We start from the raw sequence: 22,877 nt of genomic DNA, 5'->3' as shown, positions 1-22,877 counted from the left end.
TGGCCTCCCGGCCGACCAGCAGGGGCACGGTCTGACCACAGAACTCGAACGGCTCCGGCATCGGAAGTGCTCACCTGCTGGCGGCTACAACATCAAGTCTCTACGACCCGATACGGCCCATTAGGCACCGGCCGGGCAATGGGCGCACCTGTTCGACCGATGGTGCATCAACACTGGTCAGGCCCAGCTGCACGGCACGCAATTTCGCCGCGGGCCTGCCGGTGTCGAGGTAGTACCGGTGCGGGAGCCGCAGCACCTCGATACCCACCGGGCCCGTGCGGGGCTGCCGCCCCACGCCGCCGCGGCCGAGGCCGTTCGCCGCCGCCACCTCCCCACCGGGGACGGCGATCCCCCGCAAGCGGGACTTCCCGACATGGTCCTGGTCAAGCGGGCCGCATGACGCTCGACCCCGGCACCTGACGAACGGCCCCCTGAACCGCCGTGCCTCCCCTGCGGTGCATCCCCCGCCCGCACCGGGGGCGCGGCTCCAACTCCGCCATCCCGTTTGTCTCCGAGAGAGGTACGACCCATGCCCGTCCAGACCGCACTTCCCAGCCCGCATCTCGTGGCCGAAACCGCTGTGGGAGTCCTCCAGCGCCTGGAAGACGACCACGAATTCCCGGCGTTTCACAAGGCCAGCCTCAACTACAGCGACGACTGGCAGTGCTTCACCGGCTTCCCCGTCATCTCGAAGTGGAAGCTGGAGGATGACGCCCCGCCGCTGTTCGTTGAGGCCATGCGCGCCCTGGCGCTCAAGGCCGCCGTTTACGCGCTGACCGAGGACGAGAGGGCGGCCGAGATCGCTATCGCGGTTCCGGTGGATGAGATGACGCACGCGATGCTCGCCCAGTCCCAGCTCCTGCACCGCATCGCGGACTGCCACGCCGTCAGCATCATCCACCAGACCGATCAGGAGCACACCGACTACCAACACGGCGACTACACCTACCAGTGCTACACCGCGGCGTGGGGTGAACCGCCGTCCCGCTACTGGCTGGACCACCAGCAGGTGGAAGCCAACCGCGCTCACCTCGCCGGCCTCTACGCGAGCATCGGCATGGGCCGGTCCGGGCGCGAGCACACCATCGCCTTCGCGCCGGCGGCTTAACCCAGTGCCGACCGCAGCGCCGCCGTCACGTCCAGATCCGGATCCGACGCCCGCAGAATCTGCGACGCCTGCGCGATCACTGCGGCGAAGGCGTCCGGCGGCGCCGCGGTCAGCGCGGCCCGCAACCACTCCCGCACCTCGCCCGCGTCCGCCGGCGGCGGCACCTCCCACGGCAGCACCAGGCGGTCCGTCGCGTACGGGGCGGCCGGCAGGCCCACCCGGTCGGGGTGCACACACACCGCCACCCCCGCCGCGGTGTACCGGTTGCCGCTCTCGGGGTCGAAGGGGCAATCCCGGCTGGGCTTGGCCACCACGTCGAAAGCCCCACCAGGCAGCACCAAGGAGGGGCAGATCGCACACACCGGCCGCTCACCCTCCCGGGAGAACGGCTCCCGATCCTTCACCACCCCGCTCACCCTCTCCACCGAAGCGACCACTTCAAGGACTCCGCAGCGTAGCGACTGCGGCCCGACGAGTAGCCCGAACCGCCATGGTCCGGCAAGAGAACCGGGGGGCGCAGTTTCATCTCCACCTTTTCGACTATCTCCGCCGAGGAATGCCATGCCCACCCCTCTCCAAAACGCACCAGCCGCAGGCGTTGCCGGGCCCCCACACACCCCCTATCGCGAGACACCCGGGCCGAGACCGACTGCCCGCATCGTGATAGGCGCCTACCTGCGCACGCTGCGCCAGGACCAGAACCTGACGCTCATTGAGGCCGCCGACCTGTTGGGTATCTCCGCCGAGCACCTGGAGCGAACCGAAGGGGGGCGCAGACCCCCGAGCCAAGAGCAGTTGGAGCAACTGATTGATCGGTTTCCCTCCTGCGGTCCGCACGAGCAGCGCACGCTGCGCGGCCTGCTGGCGCCCACCAGCGCGCAATTCGTGGGCCGCGGCGCGGATCCGGACATGGTGCTGGACTGCGCTCCGGGCTGGACGGCTCGGCTGCGGGCCTGTGAGCGCCATGCCTCCGATATCGTCACCTACAGCGCCGGGCTGGTGCCCGCGATCTTACGGACTGACGCCTACAGCGAAGCATTCTGCGCCGATGCGCTGACCCAGCAGCAGCGGCGCCTGGGCCCGGCGCGCGCGCTGCCTCGGGGCGACCGCAGACGGGTGCTGGTGCTCCTGGATGAGTGCGGGTTACGCCAGCCTGTCGGCGGCCCCTGCGTGATGGCCGCCCAACTCGCCCACCTTCTGCGGGCCAGTGCGCGCAGAGACGCGCAGATTCAAATCGTGCCGCGGATGGAGAACCTGCGGCTGCCGGCCGGCTTCCACAGCGAACTGCGCATCCGCGGGCGCCTGCTCTTCGTCAGCGAAGGCGTGGACGCGTCCTACGTCAGCGGCCCGGCAGCCGAAGGTGCGCACGGCCCGTACCTGCGCGCCGCGATCAACGGCGCCCACAGCGTCGAGCACAGCCGCACCCTGCTGGACACCGCACGCGCCGCGTTCCAACGCCGTGCCGAGCCCTCACCCACCCAGGAATGGCGGGGGCCGCGATGAGCGAGACCGACGGGATGATGCCGCTCATCCGTTCCGCGCTCAGTGCGCTTCCCCAGCCTGCTGGGCTCCCGCCCCGGGAACCGGATACTGCCTTCCCCGCGACACCGCCCGCTCGCGTGATCGTCGGCGCGTACCTGCGAGCCCTGCGCCGCAGCCGGGGCCTGTCCCAGGACGCGGTTAGTCGCCGAGTGCACTGCAGCATGGAAACGCTCGCCCGAACCGAGACGGCCGGGCGAAAGCCCTCCGAACACCTGGTTTCCGCGCTGCTGCGCGTCTACCAGGTCAAGAACCCCGCCGAGATCGACGCCGTGCAGCAGCTGGTACTCCGGGTGGACGGCCGTAACCACGTCATCGACGACAAGGCCGGCTACGGCCTGCGGCTGGCCGCGTGCGAAGCCGTCGCCGACTCCCTGTGCGTACACGCCCAGCACGTGATACCCCCCATCGTGCAGACCGCCGCCTATACGGCTGCCCTGCACCGATCCCGTCGGCCGCCGGCGCCCCGCGCGCTGGGCCCCCGGGCCGACCGGACGGTGCTGGTGCTGCTGGACGAGACGGTGCTAACCCGGCCCGTCGCCGGGCCGGCCGTGATGGACGCCCAGATCACCCACCTGCTCCACGTGATCAAGGACGGCATCGCTGACGTGCGCGTGCTGCCGCTGGGCAGCGGATGCTTCGCCCCCCGCCGCCAGATCACCGAACTGCTCTTCCGCCGCGGAGAGCAGCGGCTGTTCATCGAGGAAGCGGCCGGCGCCGCCTACAGCAGCGGGCCACAGCACGGCCAGGATGCCAGCACCCGCCTCGACACCGCCCAAGCTCTCGCCGCCGGCCCCGACGCGAGCTGGCAGATGCTCCAGAGCGCCCGCAGGCGCTTCCACGATCAGGGGGCACCGTGATGCTCGATCGCACCGTCGAAGTCACGCTCCCGTACATCGAGGCCAGGACCCTCACCTGGACGGGAAAGGACGGCAGAATCGTCCTGGGATTCGAGGACGCGCAGGTGACGCACCGGCGAGACGGCCGGCACACCGTGGTCACCGTCGAAGGCATCCTGGGCGTCTACGAAGCCCCGACCCTGCGGGAATACCTGACGACCCTGATCGACGAAGGCGACGGGGACCTGATCCTCGACCTGACCGGCGTCGAACTCCTCGACTCCACCAACCTGGGCATGCTGGTCGCCGCCTGCAAGCGCCTGCGCACCCAGCCCGACCCGCGAACCCTGTACCTGGTGGCCCACAAGGACCAGGGGCCCGTTCACCGGATCATGCTCATCACCGGTCTCACCAAGGTCCTCCACCTGTGCGACAGCGTCCCCAACGCCCTGCGCGCAGCGACCACCGAAGCACCCGAGGAGCAGGAGGCGCCCGCGGAGGTCGGGGAGCCCGTGGCCGGCGCCGCCGCGGGCGGGCAGGAGGGTCCGCGATGACCATCCCCCCGCCGGACATCGTTCCGTACATGGCCGCGTGGAGCGCGGAGCAGCGCATCGCCCCGGACCCTGCTGTGCGGCAAGGGCGGCATCGTCTACGCCGACGAGCAACCCCACGACCGCGATAGCCGAGGGGCCCTGTGGATGGGCACCACGCTGGCCCAAGGCCGCGGTCGGCCCGAGTTCGCCCGCACCCACGCGCAGCGACAGCGCCGGTGCATGCGGGCCCTGCTGTGCCAAGTCTGCGCGGGACCAGCAGATCGCACTGAGCAGGGTGTGCTCTGGCTGGTGGAGAACGACGAAGGCCGGGCCGACGAGCTGAACTGGCCGGAGGATCTGGTCACCGTCCACCCCCCGATCTGCGCGCCTTGCGCCCGCCAGGCCCTCCGGCTCTGCCCCCACCTGGCCGGGCGGGGCTCCGTGGCCGTGCGCGTGAAGGACTCCGCCGTCGAGGGCGTGTACGGCCAGCTCTACCGCTCCAGCCCGCACTCGCCCGTGGAAGGGCGGAGAGATGCCGTTTTCTACGACTCTCCCGAGATCAGGTGGGTCCTGGCCGCCCAACTGACCAGGACGCTGCGCGGCTGCACGGTCGTGGGCTGGCCGCCGCAACCGGCGGCACCTGACCCAACCCACATACCCCTGTGAAGGAGACGCCATGACGCACACCGACGCCTTACCGACGCGGCGCCCGCTGCCGCTGCTGTCCGTCACGCAACGCACTGACCTCAAGCCGGATCTCGCCGATCCGGTCGAGTACCGCAAGAGCGGGCTGTCCCTGAACCACGTGGTGGGCTGCCCTCTGGAATGCGGGTACTGCGTGCGCCACCTGTACGACAACTTCGCCATGAAGGCGCCGCGCGCCCTGATGAGCGACGCTGATGCCGTCCAGGCCCTCGTCTCGCACCCGTACTTCCGCCCGCACATCACCCCCCTGCAGCTCTTCAACAAGGCGACGGACCCACTGCTGCCCGTCGTCAAGCAGCACACGTTCAACACCCTGCGCCTCCTGGACGAGCGCGGGCTGACCAATCACGTCCTGGTCATCACCCGCTGGCGCGTCGAGGAACCGGACTGCGCGATCCTCAACTCGTTCCGGAACATCAAGCTGACGGTCCTGGTGACCCACTCCAACATCGAGCACACGGGCATCGAACCGGTCGATTCCCGGATCGCCGCGCAGAGCCTCCACACCTTGTACGCCCACGCCGAGAACTACCGCACGATTCTGTACTGGCGGCCGATCGTGCCCGGACTCAACGACTCCGACGGCGATATCGCCTACGCCCGGGAGCTGGCCGCACATGCCCACGCCACCGTCTTCACCGGGCTGTTCTTCCGCGACGAGATGGCCGCCTACTACCGCGAGCAGGGCCTGCCCGAGCCCTACGAGGACACCGCCCGCCGCAAGATCATGCCCGAAGAGTCCGAAGCCCGGATCCTTGCCGCCTTCCACCAGCCCAACCACACGGCCGCGCCGTGGGGCCAGCTGTACCGCAAGACGTCCTGTGCGGTCGCGGCCGTCCACGGCCTGGCGGACTACAACGGGCACTACGGCATCCGGGAGCTGTGCGACATCTGCCCGCTGGCCCAGCTCCACCGGTGCGAGCACGCGTGGCAGGCCCCGGACCTCGAATCGGTGACCGCTCAGGCGCGTGCCCTGGGCGCGACCGGGCCCGTTGAGATCACCGACCGGGCGATCCTGGTCGAGGGCCTGGACGAGCACCCGCGCTACTTCCTCCAGCACGGTCACGGCTACCAGGTCCACGACCGGCGCCACCCCCACCACCCCCGACGGCACGGCCGAGCGGACTTCGGCTGGCCGCAGAAAGCAACCCCGTGAACACGAAGTTGTCCTGGCCGCCGCTCCTCGTCGTCGATGTCGAAGGCAACGGCGCCACCCCGCCGGAACTGGTGGAGGTCGCCATCCTCCCGATCACCGACGGTGTCCTGCACGCCGAGCGACGCCGCGAATGGCTCATCCGGCCAGCAGCCCCCATCCCGAATCACATCGTCCGTATCCACGGCATCACAAACGAGGCCCTGGCCGGCAAGCCCGCCTGGCCGGAGGTCGCTGAGGACATCCGGGGCGCGTTGGGCCAGGCGTGGATCGTCGCGCACAACGCCTCGGTCGAATACAAGGCGCTGACCGGGCACCTGCCTGGCTGGGAGCCGGCCGGCGTCATCGACACCCTGCGCCTGGCCCGCGCCACCTACCCCGAAGCCGCCAAACACGGCCTCGATCCCCTCATCCAGCACCTCGGCCTGCCGGTGGCCGACATTCCCGGGCAACGCCACCGCGCGGGGTTCGACGCCCACGCCACCGCACTACTGCTCCTCGACGCGGCAGCCCACTACGACTCCTGGGACGAACTGATCTCCGTTGCCGTCCCCGGCACCCTGCCCGGCCTTCGGCCCGCCCGTCCCGCCTTTCAGGAGGAACCCCTGTGGTAGCCACGCCCGCGCCCATACGCATCGCCGTGTCGGGAACCCACTCCACCGGCAAGAGCACCCTGCTCAAGCGGCTGGCCATGGAATTACGCGCCCACGGTCACAAGGTCGTCTGCACTCCCGGCAGCCTCGCCAACAGGGCCGCGGCGATGGGGTTCCCCAAGATGCGCGATCAGACTGCCGCCACCACCCAGTGGCTGATCGCGGCCGGGATCTGCGCGGAACTAGAAGCGGCCCTGAGCGCCGACGTGGTCCTCGTCGATCGCAGCGTGGTCGATCCCCTGGCGTACTTGCTGGCCGGTATGGATCAGCGCGGCCAGCAACCCGAGGACGCCGACCGAGACCTGCTGATGACCATGGTGACCGCCCATGCGGCCGGATACGACCTGCTCCTGGCCACCGCGCTTGATCCTGCCGTGCCGCTGGGCAATCACCGCGACCGCGACCTGGCCTTCCGCGCCAGCGTCGACCATTACGTCCACCGCCTTCTGGCGACCGTGAAGCCGAACCGTCTCCTCGTCGTCAACACCGACGACTCCCGTAACCGCGCCCGAACGGCAGTGCTGACCGCAGCCACGCAGATGGCCGCCGCCGGATGAACCGCCGCCAGCCGCCCGCCGGATGGATCCTGCTCGCCGGCAAACGTGTCTCCCGCCTCGGCCTGGGCACGATGCGCCTGACCGGGGCGGGAACGTGGGGCCCGCCCCGTGACCCGGACGCGGCGATCCGCATTCTGCGCGAAGCCGTCCACATCCACGGCATCACCCATATCGACACAGCGGACGCCTACGGCCCCCACACGGTGGAAGAACTCATCCGTCGCGCCCTGCGCCCCTATCCGGCCGATCTTCTGATCGCCACCAAAGTCGGTCTGGTGCGTCCCGGACCAGACTGGTGGGCGCCGCTGGGCCGGCCCACCTATCTACGTAGTGCCGTCGAGGCCAGCCTGCGCCGCTTGTCCGTGGGCCGGCTGGAGCTGTGCTACCTCCACCGTGTCGACCCGGGCGTGCCCCTGGAGGAGCAGGTCGGCGAACTGCGCACGCTGCAGACGGAAGGAAAGATCGGCCACGTCGGGCTGTCGAAGGTCACCGTCGATCAGATCCGAGCGGCATCCGCCGAGATCCAGGTCGCCGCGGTGCAGAACGTCCTCAACCAGACCGAGCCCGATGACCCCGCCGTCGACTACTGCCGCGTGCAGCAGATCCCCTACATCCCCTACCGGCCACTGAACGCCGGCACTCTTGCCACCGCGGAAGGCGGAGCAGGCGAAGCGTTGCGCTGGCTGCTGTCACTGGGCTCGCACATCGCCCCCATCCCCGGCACCAGCTCGCCCGATCACCTAAAAGGGCTCATCGGAACACTCCGCCCGGTGATGTCCGCAGAGCGGCCCTGAACAGCAGGTATGACGCAGGAGACGCGGGCCGCGGTAGGACCGCGCGCCGTAGCCGTCCCCTTGGTGCCCAACCAACCCGAAGGACGAGGATGAACACCCACATACCCGCAGGTCACCCGACCGTGACACGACGGTTCGCCGCGCTGGCCGCGATCCTGACGGCCGCCGCCCTTCTCAGCCCGCAGGCAGCCAGAGCCGACCAGGCCCCGGCGTCTCTCACAGCGATCTTCGGCGGCGTTATCACCCCACAACTCCGTTGCTGCCGCTGGGCGCGCACCTGCCGACGACGTGGGCCCCACAGCCCACCCACGACACACCGCCCTCCCTCGCGGCCCTCACCCAGGCTGAGGAACAGGCAGCGAAGCAGGGTCACTACGGGACGGCGCCCGCACAGAACCCCGCAGGTGCACGCACTTCGCTGCAGTCAGACCCCTACATCACCGTCCAGGGATGCCGGGACCTCTACGGGGACCAGACGGGCGCCTCCCCCCTGGACCGGTTCAACTACTGCGCGATCCGGCCTTCGGTGATCTACACCCTCAACGCGGATGGTGCGATCGTCGGCACCACGACATTCCGCTTCGTCACCGCCGGCCGGGGCGACAAGGGATCGCGCAGCATGTATTTCACGACCGGCGCCGACCGCTTCGTTGACGTCGGCACTGTCTCCAGCCCGGCCACCACCACCCTGGAACTCACCTACAGCACGTCCGGCTACAGCGACTGGGACGGAACTAACCCAGCCTGCACCGTCACCGGAAACAGCCCCCTGAAGGTCCTGAACTGGAAGCAGGGCTCCACGAGCGTCTTCAGCATTTCCTCGGCGAAGACCGACGGCTACTCGGGCGACAAGATCAGCCGGTGCGGTATCGCCCAGTGGGGCCGCTCGGACCTGAACGTCGGCTGGCTGCAGCTCGAACGCACCAACGGACGCATGGACTCCTCCGCGTACATCGGGTCGCTGGGCGGCAGCATCTTCCTCGATGTGTTCCCCGTCTTCTGGGACTACTCGAAGTCTTCGCCCACACACGGTGCGGTCGCCCAGCACATTTGGGACGCCCAGTACCAGCCCGCCACCACCTACCCGGTGAAGGCCGGCAAGTCGGTGCCCGGCTCCATCAGCTCCGGCAAGCCGCTGCACCGTGCTGTCGACGTCGTCTGGGACGTGGACTCTTCCACCCGCGTCAAGGCGAACCGCACCAACCGCGTCGCAGCCTGTACCTCCCTGTCCCCCTCCGGCACCCCTGCCGGCACCCAGTGCGACGAGTACCCGTTCGCGTCCACCTGGGAAGGCGCCGGCGTCGGCGACGGCAACTTCTCCGTCCGCTACCTGCCGTCCGCGCAGAACGGCGCTGCAGGAACACTGCTGGCCTCCTGGTACACCAACCAGCGGATCCTCGGCCGTGAGGAGTACTACATCGAGATCGGCGCCTGACCATGGGACGGCGTCTCCTCGGCCTGGCCGGGGAGACGCCACGCCTGGATGAGGTACCTCTCCAGGACATCACGCGTATCGCTGTTGGTGACGACACCCCGGTCCTCCACCGCGAACCCGAGACTCCGCCGGACCCGGAACCCGTAGCGGCCGGGCATCCCGCACGGGATCGGGGGTTCCTGTGTCCAGCCGCCCATCAGCTCTACCACCATCACGATGCCCGTCGTCAAGGTGATGGTCACCTCTTGCACGAGCGGCACCTGCGACGTCGGCGGCTCGTTGTCCCACACCTCGACGTCGAGCACCACGTCGTGGTCGTGGATCAGGCTCATCACGCGGAAGCTGCGCGCACCCACGCCGATCGATTCGTCCTCATTCAGGGGTGGCGCCTCCACGTCGTCCCATGTGAAGTCGGCCAGCACAAATTGGCTGTATTCGATGGTGACGTGCCGCTGGGCGGTCACAAGGAGTTCCGACATTCATCCAGCCTAGGCGGCCTTCGGGGACTCTTTCAGCCGCTTGTGCGCCCGGTACACGACCGTGCACCGATGGCGGCGTTCACCTGTTCGGCCTTCCCCTGGGGCTGACAGAGAAAGGGCCGATTCTTGCCCGAGCAAAATCGCACAGCCACCACGAAGGGCCAGCCCAGTTCCGTCAAGAAATCTCGCCAAATATCGAACATGCGATCTGGGCTCAATCCCCTAAGGGGCGTTACATACGGCCACAGCGCTCGTTTTTAGAGCACTCGTCCGAAACCAGGAGGCATCGTGCACCCCCTTGTCGAAGCCGTCGGTATCCACTTGCTGTTCGAGAGTGACGGCCACGTCCTGCTGGGCAGACGATTGAACACTTCCTACGAGCACGGTGCGTATCACGTCCCAGCGGGCCACCTGAAACCCGGCGAGTCGGTGGCAGCGGGGGCGGCGCGGGAGGCGTATGAGGAGACCGGGGTGATCATCGACGCCGAGTCCGGCCTCCAGTTGACGCACGTGGTCCACCAGCTCGACGCGGACGACGGCCGTGACCGACTGCAGCTGTTCTTCCGGGTCCTGGCCTATACCGGGGTGATCGCTACGAAGGAGCCGGACAAGTGCGCCGGCTGGGAGTGGCACCCGCTCGACGTATTGCCCGAGCCGCTGGTCGACTACACCCGCGCCGCCCCGGACGCGATCCGCGCTGGCCGAACCTTTACCGCGATCGGCTGGGACACCGCATCGGCGGCGACGCGACAGGCCGGGGGCCGGGTGTGAAGACCTTTCACCGCTCCAAGACCTCCTCTCACGTGCCGCACTCGGCCACCGAGCAGCTTCTGTTCGGCGGCCGGTTACGGGGCGACTGGGGGTGGACCACCCACGAGGGTGCCCGGTTGAACGTGACGTTCCTCTCGGTGCTCCGGCAACTGCCGCGCATGATCGGGCAGACCGCCGCGATGGCGTGGGCCGTCGACCGCGTCGCGCTGGTTGCCGTCGTCGTCGCGCAACTCGGCCAGGGTGCCGCAGGCGCCTTCGGGCTGCTGGCCGCCAACCGGGTCCTGCTGGGTCTGTTCGCCGGAGGCCCGACCGGGGACAAGGTGCGCGCCGCGTTCCCCTCGCTGCTGTGGATGGCGACGGCCAGCGCGCTGGCCGCGGTGCTGCAAGCCGTCGCCCAGGCGGCCGGTGGGCGCTTGGAGCCGAAGGTCGAGCGGCACGCCGCGGTCAGCATGCTCGCGCGGATCATCCGGGTGGAGATGGAGACCATCGAAGACCCGGAATTCCACGCGCTGGTCGACTCCGGGCAGCACGGCACGATGGCCGCGCGTCGTCTGATCACCCACAGCCTGGGCATCGGTGAGGGGGTGATGGCGTTGGCCGCCTCCGGTGGTGTCCTGGCAGTGCTGCATCCGATCTTGGTGCCCTTGCTGCTGGCCGTGGTGCTCCCCAAAGCGTGGGGGACCATTCGTGCGGCCCGCCGCGACTACGCCTCGGTGCAGGTCTGGATCGAGCACGTCCGCCAGCAGATGACGCTACGACGCCTGATGATCTCCCAGACCGCTTCGCCGGAAATGCGCGTGCACGCTGCCGGGCCTTCCTCCTGGACCAGTACAAGACGATGTCCATGGAGGGTGAGGAGGAACAGACACGCCTGGCCCGGGAAGCGGCTGGCACCGAGCTGCTGACCTCCGCGATCTCCGGGCTCACTTCCGCTGTGACGTACTTGGTCCTGGCCTGGCTGCTCACCAGCGGCCATATGCCGCTGGCCTCGGCAGCGACCGCTGTTCTGGCCATCCGCAACGGCACCATGGGACTGCGGCGCCTAGTCACCAACGTCCACCAGCTGTACGAGCAGGCCCTGTTCTTCAACGACCTGGTGAAGGCCCGGGACGAGGCAACCCGCCGTGCCATTCCCACCGGCGGTATCCCCCTGACCGCCAGTCCGGAACTCATTCAATTCGACCGCGTGACCTTCACCTATCCCGGCCGCGAGGCCCCCGCGCTGGAGGACGTGAGCCTGATGTAGGCGGCAAGCGCATCTGAGCAATCCAGCGCTCTTGGCCTCGAGCCTCCCGACCAGTGAACAACGTCCGCATCGGCGTGTTGAGAACAATTCCTTGATCATCACCAACAGCTGAAGTCCCCGCCTGGCCCGCAGGGTGAATGCGTTCTCGGGCTGTGAGATCGAGCAGGGTGGTGGCGTGATCAGCTAGTGATCGTGCCGCTTCCCGCGGCAGGCCACCATCGCCGACGCTGCCGCCGGCCGCACCAGCTCCCCGCCGCCGTGAGCGGCCGCCGGGAAGGCGTTCCGCATGAGCCGATGCCGGGTCAGCCGCGTGGTGCGGTGGGCTGGTGGGGGATCTGGTCGGTGTCAAATGTGCCGTCGGCGATCTGTCGGGCGAGGTTGGCGAGGTGGTGGTGGTTGGATCGGGCGTAGATGCGGAACGCGGAGAAGGCGTCGTCGACAGAGATGTGCCAGCGCTCGGCGAGGATGCCCTTGACCTGTTCCACGACGATGCGGCTGGTGAGGGCGTACTGGAGCTGGCCGCGTTCCAGTTCGCTGTGGGCCAGGGTGCGCTGCTGGAGGATGGCGATGGTCGCCACGTCCGCCAGGGCCTGGGCGAGGGTAACGTCGGCGGCGCTGAGGGGATCGGGGGCGGTCTGGAACAGGCCCAGGACCCCGATGACCCGGCCGCGCAGGCGCAGCGGGATGGCGTTGGCGGTGACGAAGCCGGTTTTGTGGGCTGCTGCGGCGAACTGGGGCCAGTGCTGGGTGGTCTGCGGGTCGTGGAGGTCGATGTCGGTGCGCGGGGTGCCGCTGCGGTAGCAGTCCACGCAGGGGCCCTGGTCGTGCTGCAGGACCAGGAGTTCCAGGAGTCTGGTGTGCTCGTCGGAGGCGGCCAGGACCTGGAGGTGGTCGTGCTGGTCGGCCAGCAGGATGCCGACGGCGGCCACGTCCAGGAGTTCCATGCAGCGCACGGAGAGCTGCTGGAGGAAGTCGATGAGGTCGAAGTCGTCGATCAGGGAGTCGGCGACTTCCACGAAGACCTCGGTGAGCTGCTGTTCGCGGGGCATGGCGATCAGTCCTTGTCTGCGACGGGCACCGCGGTGCCGTCGCCGTCGCCGTTGTGGTCCAGGCGAAGTCGCCGGTCCACGATGTCCTGGGAGGTGGCGTTGATGGTGCGTCCGCTGCTGTAAGCATGCGCGCGCAGCCGTAGCAGGGCTTGGGGCAGGGGCAGGGAGAGTTGGACGCTGAGCATGCCGGTGGCCTGGTGGACCACGGCGTGCGGCAGGGTGCGCAGGGGATCGGTGGGGTCCAGGGCGTTCTGCCCGGGTTCGCCCTGGCCCAGGCATCGGGCGGTCAGGGCCGCCGCCAGCACCAGGGCGTCGTCGGCCTGTTCGGGTGTCAGGGGACCGGGGGTGCGGCGTACGGCGGTCAGGACGCCGACGCGGATCGCGCCGATTCCCAGCGGGAAGCAGAACACCGCGCGGGCCGCCAGGTCGGGGGCTTCCATGGACAGCAGCGGCCAGCGGTCGGCGCGGACCGCAGCCAGGTCCGGTACCCACACCATGGCTCCGGTGCTGGCCGTATCGATGCCCGGTCCCTGGCCCAGGGTGAGCTGCAGGTCCTCGAAGTCGCAGGCCGGGCCCTGGGAGGACCACCACACCTCGCTGTGGTGGTCCTCGTCCGCTGTGGTCAGCGACAGGGCCAGGCCGTCGACGCCCAGGGCCCCGGCTGCCGCTGCGGCGATGTCCGCCACTTCGCCGGGCTCCTCCTGGTTCTGCAGGAGGAGCAGGACTTTGGCCATGCGGTCACTGATCATCGGGCGCCCCTGCGGCGCGGGCCTGGGGCAGGAACCGGCCGCGGACGGCCCGGTCGATCGGGGCCCCGTCCTGGAGCAGGTCGCGGATACCGTCGGTGCGGGTGGCGAGATAGAGGTGGGCTCCGGTGAGGGCGAGCAGGCGGGACAGCATCGGGCACGGGTTCTCCAGGCGCAGGCGCCCTCCGTCGGCGGTGGTGAGCCAGGTCGCGTCGAGGAGGGCGTTCAGGCCGCTGATGTCGCAGAAGGTGACATGGTTCAGGTCGAGGTCGATGGTGCGGATCCCCGCGTGCAGGCACCCCTGTACCGCCTGGTGCACGAAGGGGGCGGAGTCGAGGTCGATCTCGCCGGCCAGTGCGATCAGCGTTCCCCGTCTGCGGTCGTGCCGGTGGACGGTCAGCCGTTGGTGTTCCGGTCCCGGGGACGGCGGCGCCGTCAGGGTAGCTGCTGTGGTGCGCTGCCTGTGGAACACCCTGGACTCCCTGGCGTCTTGTGCGCGACGCGGCCGGGTTCAGGGGCAGCTGGAAAAGCACCGCTGAGGCGGTTTCACGGCGGTCTGCGGGCAATGCCGTCGTCGTTCTATGCCCCTGGCAGGTCCGGGGTGAGGCATGACGCGCCTCATCGCACCGGCATATTCAGCTCTTCCCTCCATACAGTAGCCCTGTCTGACACGCATGGTGACGACCGTCGGGCAGGAACGGCAACCTTTCGGCTGACGCCGGTCCCGCTGCCCGGCGGATCGGAGCGGTCACAGGTCCAGGACCTGCTGTCCACCGCCGCCAAGCATGCGGAGCCCGAGTGCCCCGGTGTTCGGGTGGAGAGCGAGGTCATCCCCGATGAGCCGGTGAGCGGATTGCTGGACCTGCAGCGCCTGGCGCCGCTGCTGGTGCTGGGCGCACGCGGGGCAGGCGGCTTCGCGGGCCTGCTGCTGGGGTCGGTGGGTCTGCGGGTGGCGGCCCGCGCGGCGTTCCCCGTCGTGGTGGTCCGCGGTCCCGGGCAGCGCCCGTCCCACCAGCGGCCCCGGGTCGTGCTGGGCCTTGGCCCGAACCCGTCCGCTGAGGCAACGCGGTTCGCGGTTCGGGAAGCGGTCCTGCGGCAGGCGGACCTGCACCTGGTCCATGCCTGGCCCTCGAACTCCGCCGACGCGTTCGCGCTCATGAACGCAGCAGCCAAGCACGTCGCCCAGCTGCTGGACACCCCGGTGCCCGGGGCCGCCGGCACGTTCCGCGTGCAGGTGGAGCACAAGTCCACGCACGGACCGGCCGCCAAGGTCTTGCTCCACCAGGCCGGCAGCGCAGACCTGGTCGTGGTCGGCGCCCACCGCCGCCAGGGCCATCTGGGACTGCAGTTGGGCCCGGTCAACCACGCCGTGCTGCACCACGCCCCCTGCCCCGTCGCCGTCGTGGCAGGTCAGGACCACCCCGACCCCGACTAGGTCCCGCACGTGCGGTGACCGCCCACCCCAGCGCGGTACCCGGGCCTCCCCGGGCCTGCCGGCGGCCCTGCGGCGCCATCGGCGGTGGTCCCTGCCCGGAGGGTGCTCATTGACAGAGACTGGTCGCGGGCGTTGACTGACAGTACGGCGTTGGACTATGCCGCCTGGAAGCTTCCGGGTGTCGGGCCCCACGTTCCGTTTCGCCTGGACCCCGCGGAACTCAGGGAATTCCCGTAGCCGCCCGGAGGACCGGCCGCCCATTCTGCGGACCTGACCGTAGCGACCCGCCGACATTCGCGCGCGTCATCCGATCCGAGGCACCCGATGCCCGTCCTGATCATCATTATCGTTGTGCTAGTTGTTCTGGCCGTGCTCGCGCTGGCGGTGAAGATCGTCAAGCAGTACGAGCAGGGCGTCCTGTTCCGCTTGGGCCGCGTCGTTGGCCCCCGGGAACCGGGACTGCACCTGATCATCCCGTTCATCGACGTCATGCACCGCGTCTCGCTGCGGATCGTGACCATGCCGATCCAGTCCCAGGGCATCATCACCCGCGACAACGTCAGCGTCGACGTCTCCGCCGTCGCCTACTTCCGGGTCGTGGACCCGGTCAAGTCGGTGGTCGCGATCGAGAACGTCTACGCCGCGATCGACCAGATCGCCCAGACCACGCTGCGCAAGGTCGTCGGCCAGCACACCCTGGACGAGACCCTGTCCGAGACCGACGCGATCAACCTGGACATCCGCGAGATCCTGGACGTGGCCACCGTCGAGTGGGGCGTCCAGGTGACGCTGGTGGAGCTGAAGGACATTCAGCTGCCGGACAGCATGAAGCGGGCAATGGCCCGCCAGGCCGAGGCCGAGCGGGAGAAGCGCGCCAAGATCATCAACGCCGAGGGCGAGTCCCTGGCCGCCGCCGCACTGGGCGAGGCGTCCGACATCATGATGGAGCACCCCCTTGCCCTCCAACTGCGCAACCTGCAGAGCCTGGTGGAGATCGGCGTCGACAAGAACACCACCGTCGTCTTCCCGGCCCCGCTGATGAGCACCATCGGGGAGCTGGGCTCCTTCCTGGCGCGCGAGACCGCCGCCGCCGTGCCCCTGACCGCCGCTGTCCCCAGGGCGCGGCCGGGGCTGACGGACACCTCGGACCCCGACGTGCCGGGTCCGGTCGTGGAGACCTCCAAGGGCGACATCCCGGTCAACGGCTCCCCGCTCCTCAACAGCCATTAGCCACCGCCCCACCGGACCGCGGGCCATGACCATGAAGGAGTCCTGAGCCATGGACGTCGAACCCCCCTCCCAGCCCGCCGTCACCGGCGAGCCGGTCCTGTCACCGGACCTGCTGCAGGCGATGGACGCGTACTGGCGGGCGGCGAACTATTTGTCGGTTGGCCAGCTCTACCTCTACGACAACCCGCTGCTGACCAAGCCGCTGGAGCTGGCCCACGTCAAGCCGCTGATCGTCGGCCACTGGGGCACCACCCCCGGGCAGAACTTCATCTACGTGCACCTGAATCGGGTGATCAAGAAGTACGACCTGGACATGTTCTACGTCGCCGGCCCCGGTCACGGCGGCCCCGCCCTGGTGGGCAACACCTACCTGGAGGGGTCCTACAGCGAGGTCTACCCCGACATCAGCCAGGACGAGGCGGGGATGAAGAAGCTGTTCACCCAGTTCTCCTTCCCCGGCGGGATCTCCAGCCACGTCGCACCCTCCACCCCGGGCTCCATCCACGAGGGCGGTGAGCTGGGCTACTCGCTCAGCCATGCCTTCGGGGCCGCGTTCGACAACCCCGCCCTGATCGTGGCCTGCGTGGTCGGCGACGGCGAGGCCGAGACCGGACCGCTGGCCACCTCCTGGCAGTCCACGAAGTTCCTCAGCCCCGTCGGCGACGGGGCGGTCCTGCCGATCCTGCACCTGAACGGCTACAAGATCAGCAACCCGGCAATCCTGGCCCGGATCGAGGAGGAGGAGTTGGAGCAGTTCCTCCGCGGCTGCGGCTGGGAGCCGGTATTCGTCTCCGGAGATGAGCCGCAGGCGATGCACCAGCTGATGGCCGCTGCCCTGGACCGTGCAATCCAGCGGATCCAGGCCCTCCAGGAGCACGCCCGCACCACCGGCGACACCACCCGGCCGCGCTGGCCGATGATCGTCCTGCGCTCCCCCAAGGGCTGGACCGGCCCCAAGGAGGTCGACGGTCTCCCGATCGAGGGCACCTTCCGCTCGCACCAGGTCCCGCTGCTGGTCGACGCCGACCACCCCGGGCACGTCGAGCAGTTGGAGGAGTGGATGCGCAGCTACCGCCCCGAGGAGCTGTTCGACACCGACGGCGCGCTGGTGCCGGAGTTGGCCGCGCTGGCACCCGAGGGCGATCGGCGGATGGGCGCGAACCCGCACACCAACGGCGGCATGCTGCTGCGGGACCTGCGGATGCCCGACTTCCGCACCCACGGCGTGGACGTGCCTGCCCCCGGCGCGGTCCAGGCTCAGGACACGCTGGTGCTTGGCAGCTTCCTGCGGGACGTCACCGCGCTGAACGAGCGCACGCGCAATTTCCGCCTCGTCGGCCCCGACGAGACCGTGTCCAACTTCCTGGGCTCGGTCTTCGAGGTCACCAGCCGCCAGTGGCAAGGCGCCACCGTGGAGGGAGATGAGTTCCTGGCACCCCAGGGGCGGGTGCTGGACTCGATGCTCAGCGAGCACCAGTGCCAGGGCTGGCTGGAGGGATACCTCCTGACCGGCCGCCACGGGCTGTTCAACTGCTACGAGGCGTTCATCCACATCGTCGACTCGATGTTCAACCAGCACGCCAAATGGCTCAAGATCACCAAGAAGCTGCCCTGGCGGCGTGACATCGCCTCCCTCAACTACCTGCTGACCTCGCACGTCTGGCAGCAGGACCACAACGGCTTCACCCACCAGGACCCCGGCTTCCTGGACCACGTGGTGAACAAGAAGGCCGACGTGGTACGCGTCTACCTGCCCCCGGACGCCAACACCCTGCTGTCCGTGATGGACCACTGCCTGCGCAGCCGCAACTACGTCAACGTCGTGGTCGCCGGCAAGCGCGCGATGCCGCAGTGGCTCTCCATGGAGGCCGCAGTCGTGCACTGCACCGAGGGAGCCGGCATCTGGCAGTGGGCCAGCAACGACCAGGGAGCGGAACCGGACGTGGTCCTGGCCTGCGCCGGGGACACCCCCACCCTGGAAGTTCTGGCAACTGTCTCGATCCTGCGCGAGCACCTTCCGCAGCTCAGGGTCCGGGTCGTCAACGTGGTGGACCTGATGAAGCTCCAGCCCGAGAGCGAGCACCCGCACGGCCTGAGCGACGCCGACTACGACTCGCTGTTCACCCGCGACAAGCACATCATCTTCGCCTTCCACGGCTACCCCCAGCTGATCCACCGCCTCACCTACCGCCGCACCAACCGCAACCTGCACGTACGCGGCTACAACGAGGAGGGCACCATCACTACCGCCTTCGACATGCGCGTGCAGAACCGCCTTGACCGCTTCCACCTGGTCATGGACGTCATCGACCGGCTCCCGCAGCTCGGCGCCGGCGGCGACTACCTCAAGCAGCAGATGCAGGACAAGCTGGTCGAGCACACCCGCTACATCAACATCCACGGTCAGGACCTGCCCGAGATCCGCGACTGGGTCTGGGGCACGGCACCGTGAGCGCGCAGGAGCTGGTGGCCGTGGCCCAGGCGCTGGTCGGCGGCGACAAGGGCCTGCTGGCGATGGACGAGAGCATCCCCACCTGCGAGGAACGCTTCGACCAGGCCGGGATCCCCCGGACACCGCAGATGCGGCACGCCTACCGGCAGTGGCTGGTCACCACGCCGGGTCTGGGCGAGTTCATCAGCGCGGCGATCCTCCACGACGAGACGATCCGCCAGCGCGCCCCGGACGGGACGCCCCTGGTGCAGCTCCTGAACGACGCCGGGATCCTCGCCGGGATCAAGGTCGACGCCGGAACCCATGCGCTGGCGCTGAGTGCGGGCGAGAGCGTCACCGAGGGCCTGGACGGGCTGCGGGAGCGCCTGGCCGAGTACCGGAGCCTGGGTGCCCGCTTCGCCAAGTGGCGCGCGGTGATCACGATCGGCGAAGACCGCCCAAGCGCCGGCTGCATCCAGGCCAACGCCCACCCCCTGGCCCGTTACGCCGCCCTGTGCCAGGAGGCCGGGCTGGTGCCGATGGTGGAGCCGGAGGTGCTCATGGACGGGCGGCACACCCTGAGGCGGTGCGGCGAGGTGACCGAGGATGTCCTGCGGGCGGTCTTCGGTCAGCTCCACGACCAGCGGGTCTCGTTGGAGGGTCTGATTCTCAAGCCGAACATGGTTCTCCCGGGATCGGACTGCCCCGACCAGGAGTCGGTGGACGCCGTGGCCGACGCCACCCTGGACGCCCTTCGGCGCACGGTGCCTGCCGCCGTCGCGGGGATCGCGTTCCTGTCGGGCGGGCAACCGGGTGAGCAGGCCACGGCCTATCTCAACGCCATGCACACGCGGGACCGGTCCCGCCTTCCCTGGCCCCTGACGTTCTCCTTCGCCCGCGCCATCCAGCAGCCGGCCCTGGAGATCTGGCACGGCAAGGACACCCAGGTCCCCGCCGCGCAGAAGGCCCTGCTGCACCGCGCCCGATGCGATGCGGCCGCCCGCCGCGGCGCCTACACCCCAGCCCTGGAGCGGGCCTCCTGACCTGCGGGTCACCCTTCCCCCTGTACGCGCACCCGACACCAGCTACCCGAAGATCGGCGGAACCCACTCATGACAGCGGATGCTAGCGCGGCACCGGCCACAGGGGCCGGCAGGGCCCCCGAGCCCTCCTCGGGCGAGGACCTCAAATCCCTCCCCCTGCCGGAGGTCGAGCAGAAGCTGAACAGCTCCCCCTCCGGGCTGGGCCAGGCCGAGGCCGCCGAGCGGCTGACCCGGTACGGGCCCAACGAGATAGCCGAGGTCAAGGCCAACCCGCTGCTGAAGTTCCTGGCCTATTTCTGGGGCCCGATCCCGTGGATGATCGAGGCCGCGGTGATCCTGTCGGCCGTGGTGGGCCACTGGCCGGACTTCTTCATCATCCTGGTCCTGCTGGTGGCCAACGCCGTGGTCGGCTTCTGGGAGGAGCACCAGGCAGGCAACGCGATCGACGCGTTGAAGGCCAGACTCGCGATCAAGGCCCGGGTCAGGCGCGAGGGAGCGTGGACCACCGTCGCCGCACGGGACCTGGTCCCGGGGGACGTCATCCGGGTGCGGCTGGGCGACATCGTGCCGGCCGACGCCCGGCTGCTGACCGGTGACGAGGTCGAGGTGGACCAGTCCGCGCTGACCGGGGAGTCGCTGCCGGCCACCCGGCAGCCCGGCGAGGCGGTGTTCTCCGGCTCCATCGTCCGCCGCGGCGAGAGCGACGCCCTGGTCTACGCGACCGGTGTGGACACCTACTTCGGCAAGACCGCGCAACTGGTCCAGGACGCCCACACGGTCAGCCACTTCCAGCGCGCCGTCCTGAGGATCGGGAACTACCTGATCGTCCTGGCCGCGGTCCTGGTCACGGTGATCATCGTGGTGGCGCTGGTTCGCGGCGACCCGCTGTTCACCACGGTGCAGTTCGCCCTGGTGCTGACGGTCGCCGCGATCCCGGTGGCGATGCCGACGGTGCTGTCGGTGACCATGGCCGTCGGCGCTCGGCTGCTGGCCCGCAAGCAGGCGATCGTCAGCCGGCTGGTGGCGATCGAGGAACTGGCCGGCGTGGACGTGCTGTGCGCGGACAAGACCGGCACCCTGACCCAGAACACCCTCACCCTGGGCGAGGTCTTCAGCGCCAGCGACACACCGGCCGACCAGGTCATCCTCGCGGCGGCCCTGGCCTCGCGCGCCGAGAACCAGGACCCCATCGACTTGGCCGTCCTGGGCGGCCTCGGTGACAAGGACGCCCTGGCCGGCTACCGGGTCACCCACTTCCAGCCCTTCGACCCGGTCCACAAGCGCACCGAAGCCACCGCCCAGCCCACGCAAGGCACCGTGTTCAGGACGACCAAGGGCGCACCCCAGGTCATCCTGGCGCTGTCGGCCAACGCCGCGGACGTCAAAACCGCCGTGGACGGTGCGGTCAACGCCTTCGCCGCCCGGGGCTTCCGCGCCCTGGGCGTGGCCCGCGCCGAAGGCCAGGACGGGCCCTGGCAGTTCCTCGGTGTGCTGCCCCTGTCCGACCCGCCGCGCCAGGACGCCGCCACCACCATCGCCACCGCCCGCGACATGGGCGTGAGCGTCAAGATGGTCACCGGCGACCAACTCGCCATCGCCCAGGAGACCGCCAAGAAACTCGGCATGGGCACCGGCATCCTGGACGCCGCCGGCCTGGGCGACGTCAAACAGGAGGAGAGCGCGGCGACCGCGAAGTCCATCGAGGAGGCCGACGGCTTCGCCCAGGTCTTCCCCGAGCACAAGTTCCACATCGTCGACGTCCTGCAGAAACGCGGCCACATCGTCGGCATGACCGGCGACGGCGTCAACGACGCCCCCGCGCTGAAGAAGGCCGACTGCGGCATCGCGGTGGACGGCGCCACCGACGCCGCCCGCGCGGCGGCCGACATCGTCCTGACCACCCCCGGCCTGTCCGTGATCATCGACGCGATCAAGGAAAGCCGCAAGATCTTCCAGCGGATGAACAGCTACGCGATCTACCGCATCGCCGAAACCCTGCGCGTGCTGCTGTTCGTCACCCTGGCCATCCTGGTCTTCAACTTCTACCCGCTGACCGCCGTCATGATCGTCATACTGGCGCTGCTCAACGACGGCGCCATCCTGTCCATCGCCTACGACAACGTCCGCTACCGCAACCGCCCCGAAGCCTGGAACATGCGCCTGGTACTGGGCATCGCCACAGTCCTGGGCGTGGTGGGCCCGATCGCCGCCTTCGGCCTGTTCTACCTCGGCAACAGCGTCTTCCACCTGGGCCACCCGCAACTGCAGACCCTGATGTACCTGATGCTGTCCGTCGCCGGACACCTGACGATCTTCCTCACCCGCACCCGCGGACCCTTCTGGTCCATCCGCCCCGCCCGCATCCTGTGGCTGGCCGTGCTCGGCACCCAGATCCTGGCCACCCTGATCGCCGTCTTCGGCGTCCTGATGACCCCGCTCGGCTGGACGTACGCCCTGCTGGTCTGGGGCTACGCCCTGGTCTGGTTCCTGGTCACCGACCGGATCAAACTCCTCGCCTACCGGATCCTGGACCGGACCACCACCGACAGTTCGACCACCGAGCCCACTGCTGCGCGTCCGCAAGCAGCCGAACCGGCGCCCAGCCAGGGACCGGGCACCTCACCACGGGCTGCCGGATAAGCGACGGGCACCGCGTTCCACACTGATGCCGATCCGGACGTCTACCACGACAACGACAACTGCCCCTACGGCATTGAGATCAAGGACCACGGCAACAACAGACCGGGCACGCAGGGCCGCCGCCGGTGCGCATGGTGCAGCCAGCATCCTGTGCCCGTCTAGGCGATCCCCGGTTCCCGGAGCCGCGACACCGGCGACGGGCTCCGGTCCCGGCAGAGGGAGGACGACATGAGACCGAGGCTGACGTACCGCGCGCTTCGCTCCATCGAACAGCGGCTGCGCGGCGACGACGCCCTGAACGCCTTCTTCGACCTGTTCGCACGTCTGAACCAGGAGGAGGAACTCCCCAACCACGAACGCCTCGGCGGCCTGTGGAACCTACGCCGTATCGGTGACGGCGCACGGCACAGAAGAGAAGCGAGCCCATGACCGGCCAGAGCACGTCCTTCACGATCGGCACCGAGGACCCCACCAGCGACGGTGCCTGCAGT

Annotated in this window: 25 protein-coding genes; 20 read left to right on the top strand and 5 right to left on the bottom strand. The window is 69.2% G+C overall.

Annotation, left to right across the window (positions count from 1 at the left end):
• Window positions 1-238: 238 nt before the first annotated feature.
• A complete protein-coding gene (locus tag G3I60_RS39770) occupies window positions 239-400 on the top strand; it encodes a hypothetical protein (protein WP_164608396.1) in 162 nt (53 codons plus the stop codon).
• Window positions 401-529: 129 nt separating this feature from the next.
• A complete protein-coding gene (locus tag G3I60_RS46065) occupies window positions 530-1,108 on the top strand; it encodes a hypothetical protein (RefSeq protein ID WP_239070846.1) in 579 nt (192 codons plus the stop codon).
• Here G3I60_RS46065 and G3I60_RS39760 read toward each other — a convergent pair.
• Complete coding sequence (locus G3I60_RS39760) at window positions 1,105-1,515, bottom strand: hypothetical protein (protein WP_203675007.1); 411 nt, start codon at window positions 1,513-1,515, stop codon at window positions 1,105-1,107. The two genes, G3I60_RS46065 and G3I60_RS39760, sit on opposite strands and share 4 nt — an antisense overlap.
• 253 nt (window positions 1,516-1,768) lie before the next feature.
• On the opposite strand from G3I60_RS39760, the gene G3I60_RS39755 reads away from it, so the two are divergent.
• The 9 genes from G3I60_RS39755 to G3I60_RS39715 all read left to right on the top strand — a co-directional run bounded on the left by G3I60_RS39755 (window position 1,769) and on the right by G3I60_RS39715 (window position 9,316).
• On the top strand, window positions 1,769-2,611 hold the full coding sequence (locus G3I60_RS39755; RefSeq protein ID WP_164608395.1) for a Scr1 family TA system antitoxin-like transcriptional regulator: 843 nt from the start codon (window positions 1,769-1,771) through the stop codon (window positions 2,609-2,611).
• Window positions 2,593-3,507, top strand: a complete 915-nt coding sequence (locus G3I60_RS39750; protein ID WP_343242003.1) for a Scr1 family TA system antitoxin-like transcriptional regulator — start codon at window positions 2,593-2,595, stop codon at window positions 3,505-3,507. The genes G3I60_RS39755 and G3I60_RS39750 overlap by 19 nt, the downstream gene beginning before the upstream one ends.
• Window positions 3,507-4,040: an STAS domain-containing protein gene (locus G3I60_RS39745; protein ID WP_164608393.1), complete on the top strand. Its 534-nt coding sequence runs from the start codon at window positions 3,507-3,509 to the stop codon at window positions 4,038-4,040. The genes G3I60_RS39750 and G3I60_RS39745 overlap by 1 nt, the downstream gene beginning before the upstream one ends.
• Window positions 4,041-4,184: 144 nt before the next feature.
• The gene (locus G3I60_RS39740) at window positions 4,185-4,685 is read left to right on the top strand and encodes a hypothetical protein (RefSeq protein ID WP_164608392.1); all 501 of its coding nucleotides are present in this window, start codon (window positions 4,185-4,187) and stop codon (window positions 4,683-4,685) included.
• 10 nt (window positions 4,686-4,695) lie between these two features.
• Window positions 4,696-5,880 carry a radical SAM protein gene (locus G3I60_RS39735; RefSeq protein WP_164608391.1) on the top strand — a complete coding sequence of 395 codons (1,185 nt, stop codon included), beginning with the start codon at window positions 4,696-4,698 and terminating at the stop codon, window positions 5,878-5,880.
• A complete protein-coding gene (locus G3I60_RS39730) occupies window positions 5,877-6,491 on the top strand; it encodes a 3'-5' exonuclease (protein WP_269287209.1) in 615 nt (204 codons plus the stop codon). The genes G3I60_RS39735 and G3I60_RS39730 overlap by 4 nt, the downstream gene beginning before the upstream one ends.
• On the top strand, window positions 6,485-7,087 hold the full coding sequence (locus G3I60_RS39725; protein ID WP_164608390.1) for an AAA family ATPase: 603 nt from the start codon (window positions 6,485-6,487) through the stop codon (window positions 7,085-7,087). Before G3I60_RS39730 ends, G3I60_RS39725 begins: the two co-directional genes overlap by 7 nt.
• On the top strand, window positions 7,084-7,881 hold the full coding sequence (locus tag G3I60_RS39720; protein WP_164608389.1) for an aldo/keto reductase: 798 nt from the start codon (window positions 7,084-7,086) through the stop codon (window positions 7,879-7,881). Before G3I60_RS39725 ends, G3I60_RS39720 begins: the two co-directional genes overlap by 4 nt.
• Window positions 7,882-8,137: 256 nt before the next feature.
• Window positions 8,138-9,316 carry a NucA/NucB deoxyribonuclease domain-containing protein gene (locus G3I60_RS39715; protein ID WP_164608388.1) on the top strand — a complete coding sequence of 393 codons (1,179 nt, stop codon included), beginning with the start codon at window positions 8,138-8,140 and terminating at the stop codon, window positions 9,314-9,316.
• On the opposite strand, the gene G3I60_RS39710 is transcribed toward G3I60_RS39715, so the two are convergent.
• Entirely contained in the window at window positions 9,295-9,780 is a 486-nt protein-coding gene (locus G3I60_RS39710) for a hypothetical protein (protein ID WP_164608387.1), read from the bottom strand. The two genes, G3I60_RS39715 and G3I60_RS39710, sit on opposite strands and share 22 nt — an antisense overlap.
• 303 nt (window positions 9,781-10,083) lie before the next feature.
• On the opposite strand from G3I60_RS39710, the gene G3I60_RS39705 reads away from it, so the two are divergent.
• The 3 genes from G3I60_RS39705 to G3I60_RS39695 are packed head-to-tail and all read left to right on the top strand — an operon-like array spanning window position 10,084 to window position 11,812.
• Window positions 10,084-10,566, top strand: coding sequence for an NUDIX domain-containing protein (locus G3I60_RS39705; RefSeq protein WP_164608386.1), 483 nt, complete (start codon window positions 10,084-10,086; stop codon window positions 10,564-10,566).
• Window positions 10,563-11,471 carry a hypothetical protein gene (locus tag G3I60_RS39700; protein WP_164608385.1) on the top strand — a complete coding sequence of 303 codons (909 nt, stop codon included), beginning with the start codon at window positions 10,563-10,565 and terminating at the stop codon, window positions 11,469-11,471. Before G3I60_RS39705 ends, G3I60_RS39700 begins: the two co-directional genes overlap by 4 nt.
• A 29-nt stretch (window positions 11,472-11,500) precedes the next feature.
• Complete coding sequence (locus G3I60_RS39695) at window positions 11,501-11,812, top strand: hypothetical protein (RefSeq protein WP_164608384.1); 312 nt, start codon at window positions 11,501-11,503, stop codon at window positions 11,810-11,812.
• Between the two features lie 302 nt (window positions 11,813-12,114).
• On the opposite strand, the gene G3I60_RS39690 is transcribed toward G3I60_RS39695, so the two are convergent.
• Genes G3I60_RS39690 through G3I60_RS39680 form a run of 3 tightly spaced genes read right to left on the bottom strand, consistent with a single transcriptional unit; the run spans window position 12,115 to window position 14,079 of the window.
• Window positions 12,115-12,861 (bottom strand): GAF and ANTAR domain-containing protein, encoded by a 747-nt coding sequence (locus G3I60_RS39690; protein ID WP_164608383.1) that lies wholly within the window; start codon window positions 12,859-12,861, stop codon window positions 12,115-12,117.
• Between the two features lie 5 nt (window positions 12,862-12,866).
• Window positions 12,867-13,610, bottom strand: a complete 744-nt coding sequence (locus G3I60_RS39685; protein ID WP_164608382.1) for an ANTAR domain-containing protein — start codon at window positions 13,608-13,610, stop codon at window positions 12,867-12,869.
• Window positions 13,600-14,079 (bottom strand): STAS domain-containing protein, encoded by a 480-nt coding sequence (locus tag G3I60_RS39680; RefSeq protein WP_269287205.1) that lies wholly within the window; start codon window positions 14,077-14,079, stop codon window positions 13,600-13,602. The genes G3I60_RS39685 and G3I60_RS39680 overlap by 11 nt, the downstream gene beginning before the upstream one ends.
• Window positions 14,080-14,172: 93 nt before the next feature.
• On the opposite strand from G3I60_RS39680, the gene G3I60_RS39675 reads away from it, so the two are divergent.
• The 6 genes from G3I60_RS39675 to G3I60_RS39650 all read left to right on the top strand — a co-directional run bounded on the left by G3I60_RS39675 (window position 14,173) and on the right by G3I60_RS39650 (window position 22,815).
• Complete coding sequence (locus G3I60_RS39675) at window positions 14,173-15,042, top strand: universal stress protein (protein WP_239070840.1); 870 nt, start codon at window positions 14,173-14,175, stop codon at window positions 15,040-15,042.
• A 351-nt stretch (window positions 15,043-15,393) separates the two neighbouring features.
• The gene (locus G3I60_RS39670) at window positions 15,394-16,272 is read left to right on the top strand and encodes a slipin family protein (RefSeq protein ID WP_269287204.1); all 879 of its coding nucleotides are present in this window, start codon (window positions 15,394-15,396) and stop codon (window positions 16,270-16,272) included.
• 49 nt (window positions 16,273-16,321) lie between these two features.
• Entirely contained in the window at window positions 16,322-18,724 is a 2,403-nt protein-coding gene (locus G3I60_RS39665) for a phosphoketolase (RefSeq protein WP_164608379.1), read from the top strand.
• Window positions 18,721-19,746 carry a class I fructose-bisphosphate aldolase gene (locus G3I60_RS39660; protein WP_164608378.1) on the top strand — a complete coding sequence of 342 codons (1,026 nt, stop codon included), beginning with the start codon at window positions 18,721-18,723 and terminating at the stop codon, window positions 19,744-19,746. The genes G3I60_RS39665 and G3I60_RS39660 overlap by 4 nt, the downstream gene beginning before the upstream one ends.
• Window positions 19,747-19,815: 69 nt before the next feature.
• Entirely contained in the window at window positions 19,816-22,386 is a 2,571-nt protein-coding gene (locus G3I60_RS39655) for a plasma-membrane proton-efflux P-type ATPase (protein ID WP_164608377.1), read from the top strand.
• Window positions 22,387-22,614: 228 nt separating this feature from the next.
• A complete protein-coding gene (locus G3I60_RS39650; RefSeq protein WP_164608376.1) occupies window positions 22,615-22,815 on the top strand; it encodes a hypothetical protein in 201 nt (66 codons plus the stop codon).
• Window positions 22,816-22,877 lie beyond the last annotated feature (62 nt).

The sequence above is a fragment of the Streptomyces sp. SID13666 genome (assembly GCF_010548325.1).
In the GTDB taxonomy this organism is placed as follows: domain Bacteria; phylum Actinomycetota; class Actinomycetes; order Streptomycetales; family Streptomycetaceae; genus Actinacidiphila; species Actinacidiphila fildesensis.
This window is presented reverse-complemented; position numbering and strand designations above follow the sequence as displayed.

What these genes read in the sequence shown, in the direction of transcription:
- G3I60_RS46065 (WP_239070846.1), top strand. Translation starts at nt 530, where the DNA reads ATGCCCGTCCAGACCGCACTTCCCAGCCCGCATCTCGTGGCCGAAACC.
- G3I60_RS39750 (WP_343242003.1), top strand. Translation starts at nt 2,593, where the DNA reads ATGGCGGGGGCCGCGATGAGCGAGACCGACGGGATGATGCCGCTCATC.
- G3I60_RS39745 (WP_164608393.1), top strand. Translation starts at nt 3,507, where the DNA reads ATGCTCGATCGCACCGTCGAAGTCACGCTCCCGTACATCGAGGCCAGG.
- G3I60_RS39740 (WP_164608392.1), top strand. Translation starts at nt 4,185, where the DNA reads ATGGGCACCACGCTGGCCCAAGGCCGCGGTCGGCCCGAGTTCGCCCGC.
- G3I60_RS39735 (WP_164608391.1), top strand. Translation starts at nt 4,696, where the DNA reads ATGACGCACACCGACGCCTTACCGACGCGGCGCCCGCTGCCGCTGCTG.
- G3I60_RS39720 (WP_164608389.1), top strand. Translation starts at nt 7,084, where the DNA reads ATGAACCGCCGCCAGCCGCCCGCCGGATGGATCCTGCTCGCCGGCAAA.
- G3I60_RS39690 (WP_164608383.1), bottom strand. Translation starts at nt 12,861, where the DNA reads ATGCCCCGCGAACAGCAGCTCACCGAGGTCTTCGTGGAAGTCGCCGAC.
- G3I60_RS39685 (WP_164608382.1), bottom strand. Translation starts at nt 13,610, where the DNA reads ATGATCAGTGACCGCATGGCCAAAGTCCTGCTCCTCCTGCAGAACCAG.
- G3I60_RS39675 (WP_239070840.1), top strand. Translation starts at nt 14,173, where the DNA reads ATGCCGTCGTCGTTCTATGCCCCTGGCAGGTCCGGGGTGAGGCATGAC.
- G3I60_RS39665 (WP_164608379.1), top strand. Translation starts at nt 16,322, where the DNA reads ATGGACGTCGAACCCCCCTCCCAGCCCGCCGTCACCGGCGAGCCGGTC.
- G3I60_RS39655 (WP_164608377.1), top strand. Translation starts at nt 19,816, where the DNA reads ATGACAGCGGATGCTAGCGCGGCACCGGCCACAGGGGCCGGCAGGGCC.
- G3I60_RS39650 (WP_164608376.1), top strand. Translation starts at nt 22,615, where the DNA reads ATGAGACCGAGGCTGACGTACCGCGCGCTTCGCTCCATCGAACAGCGG.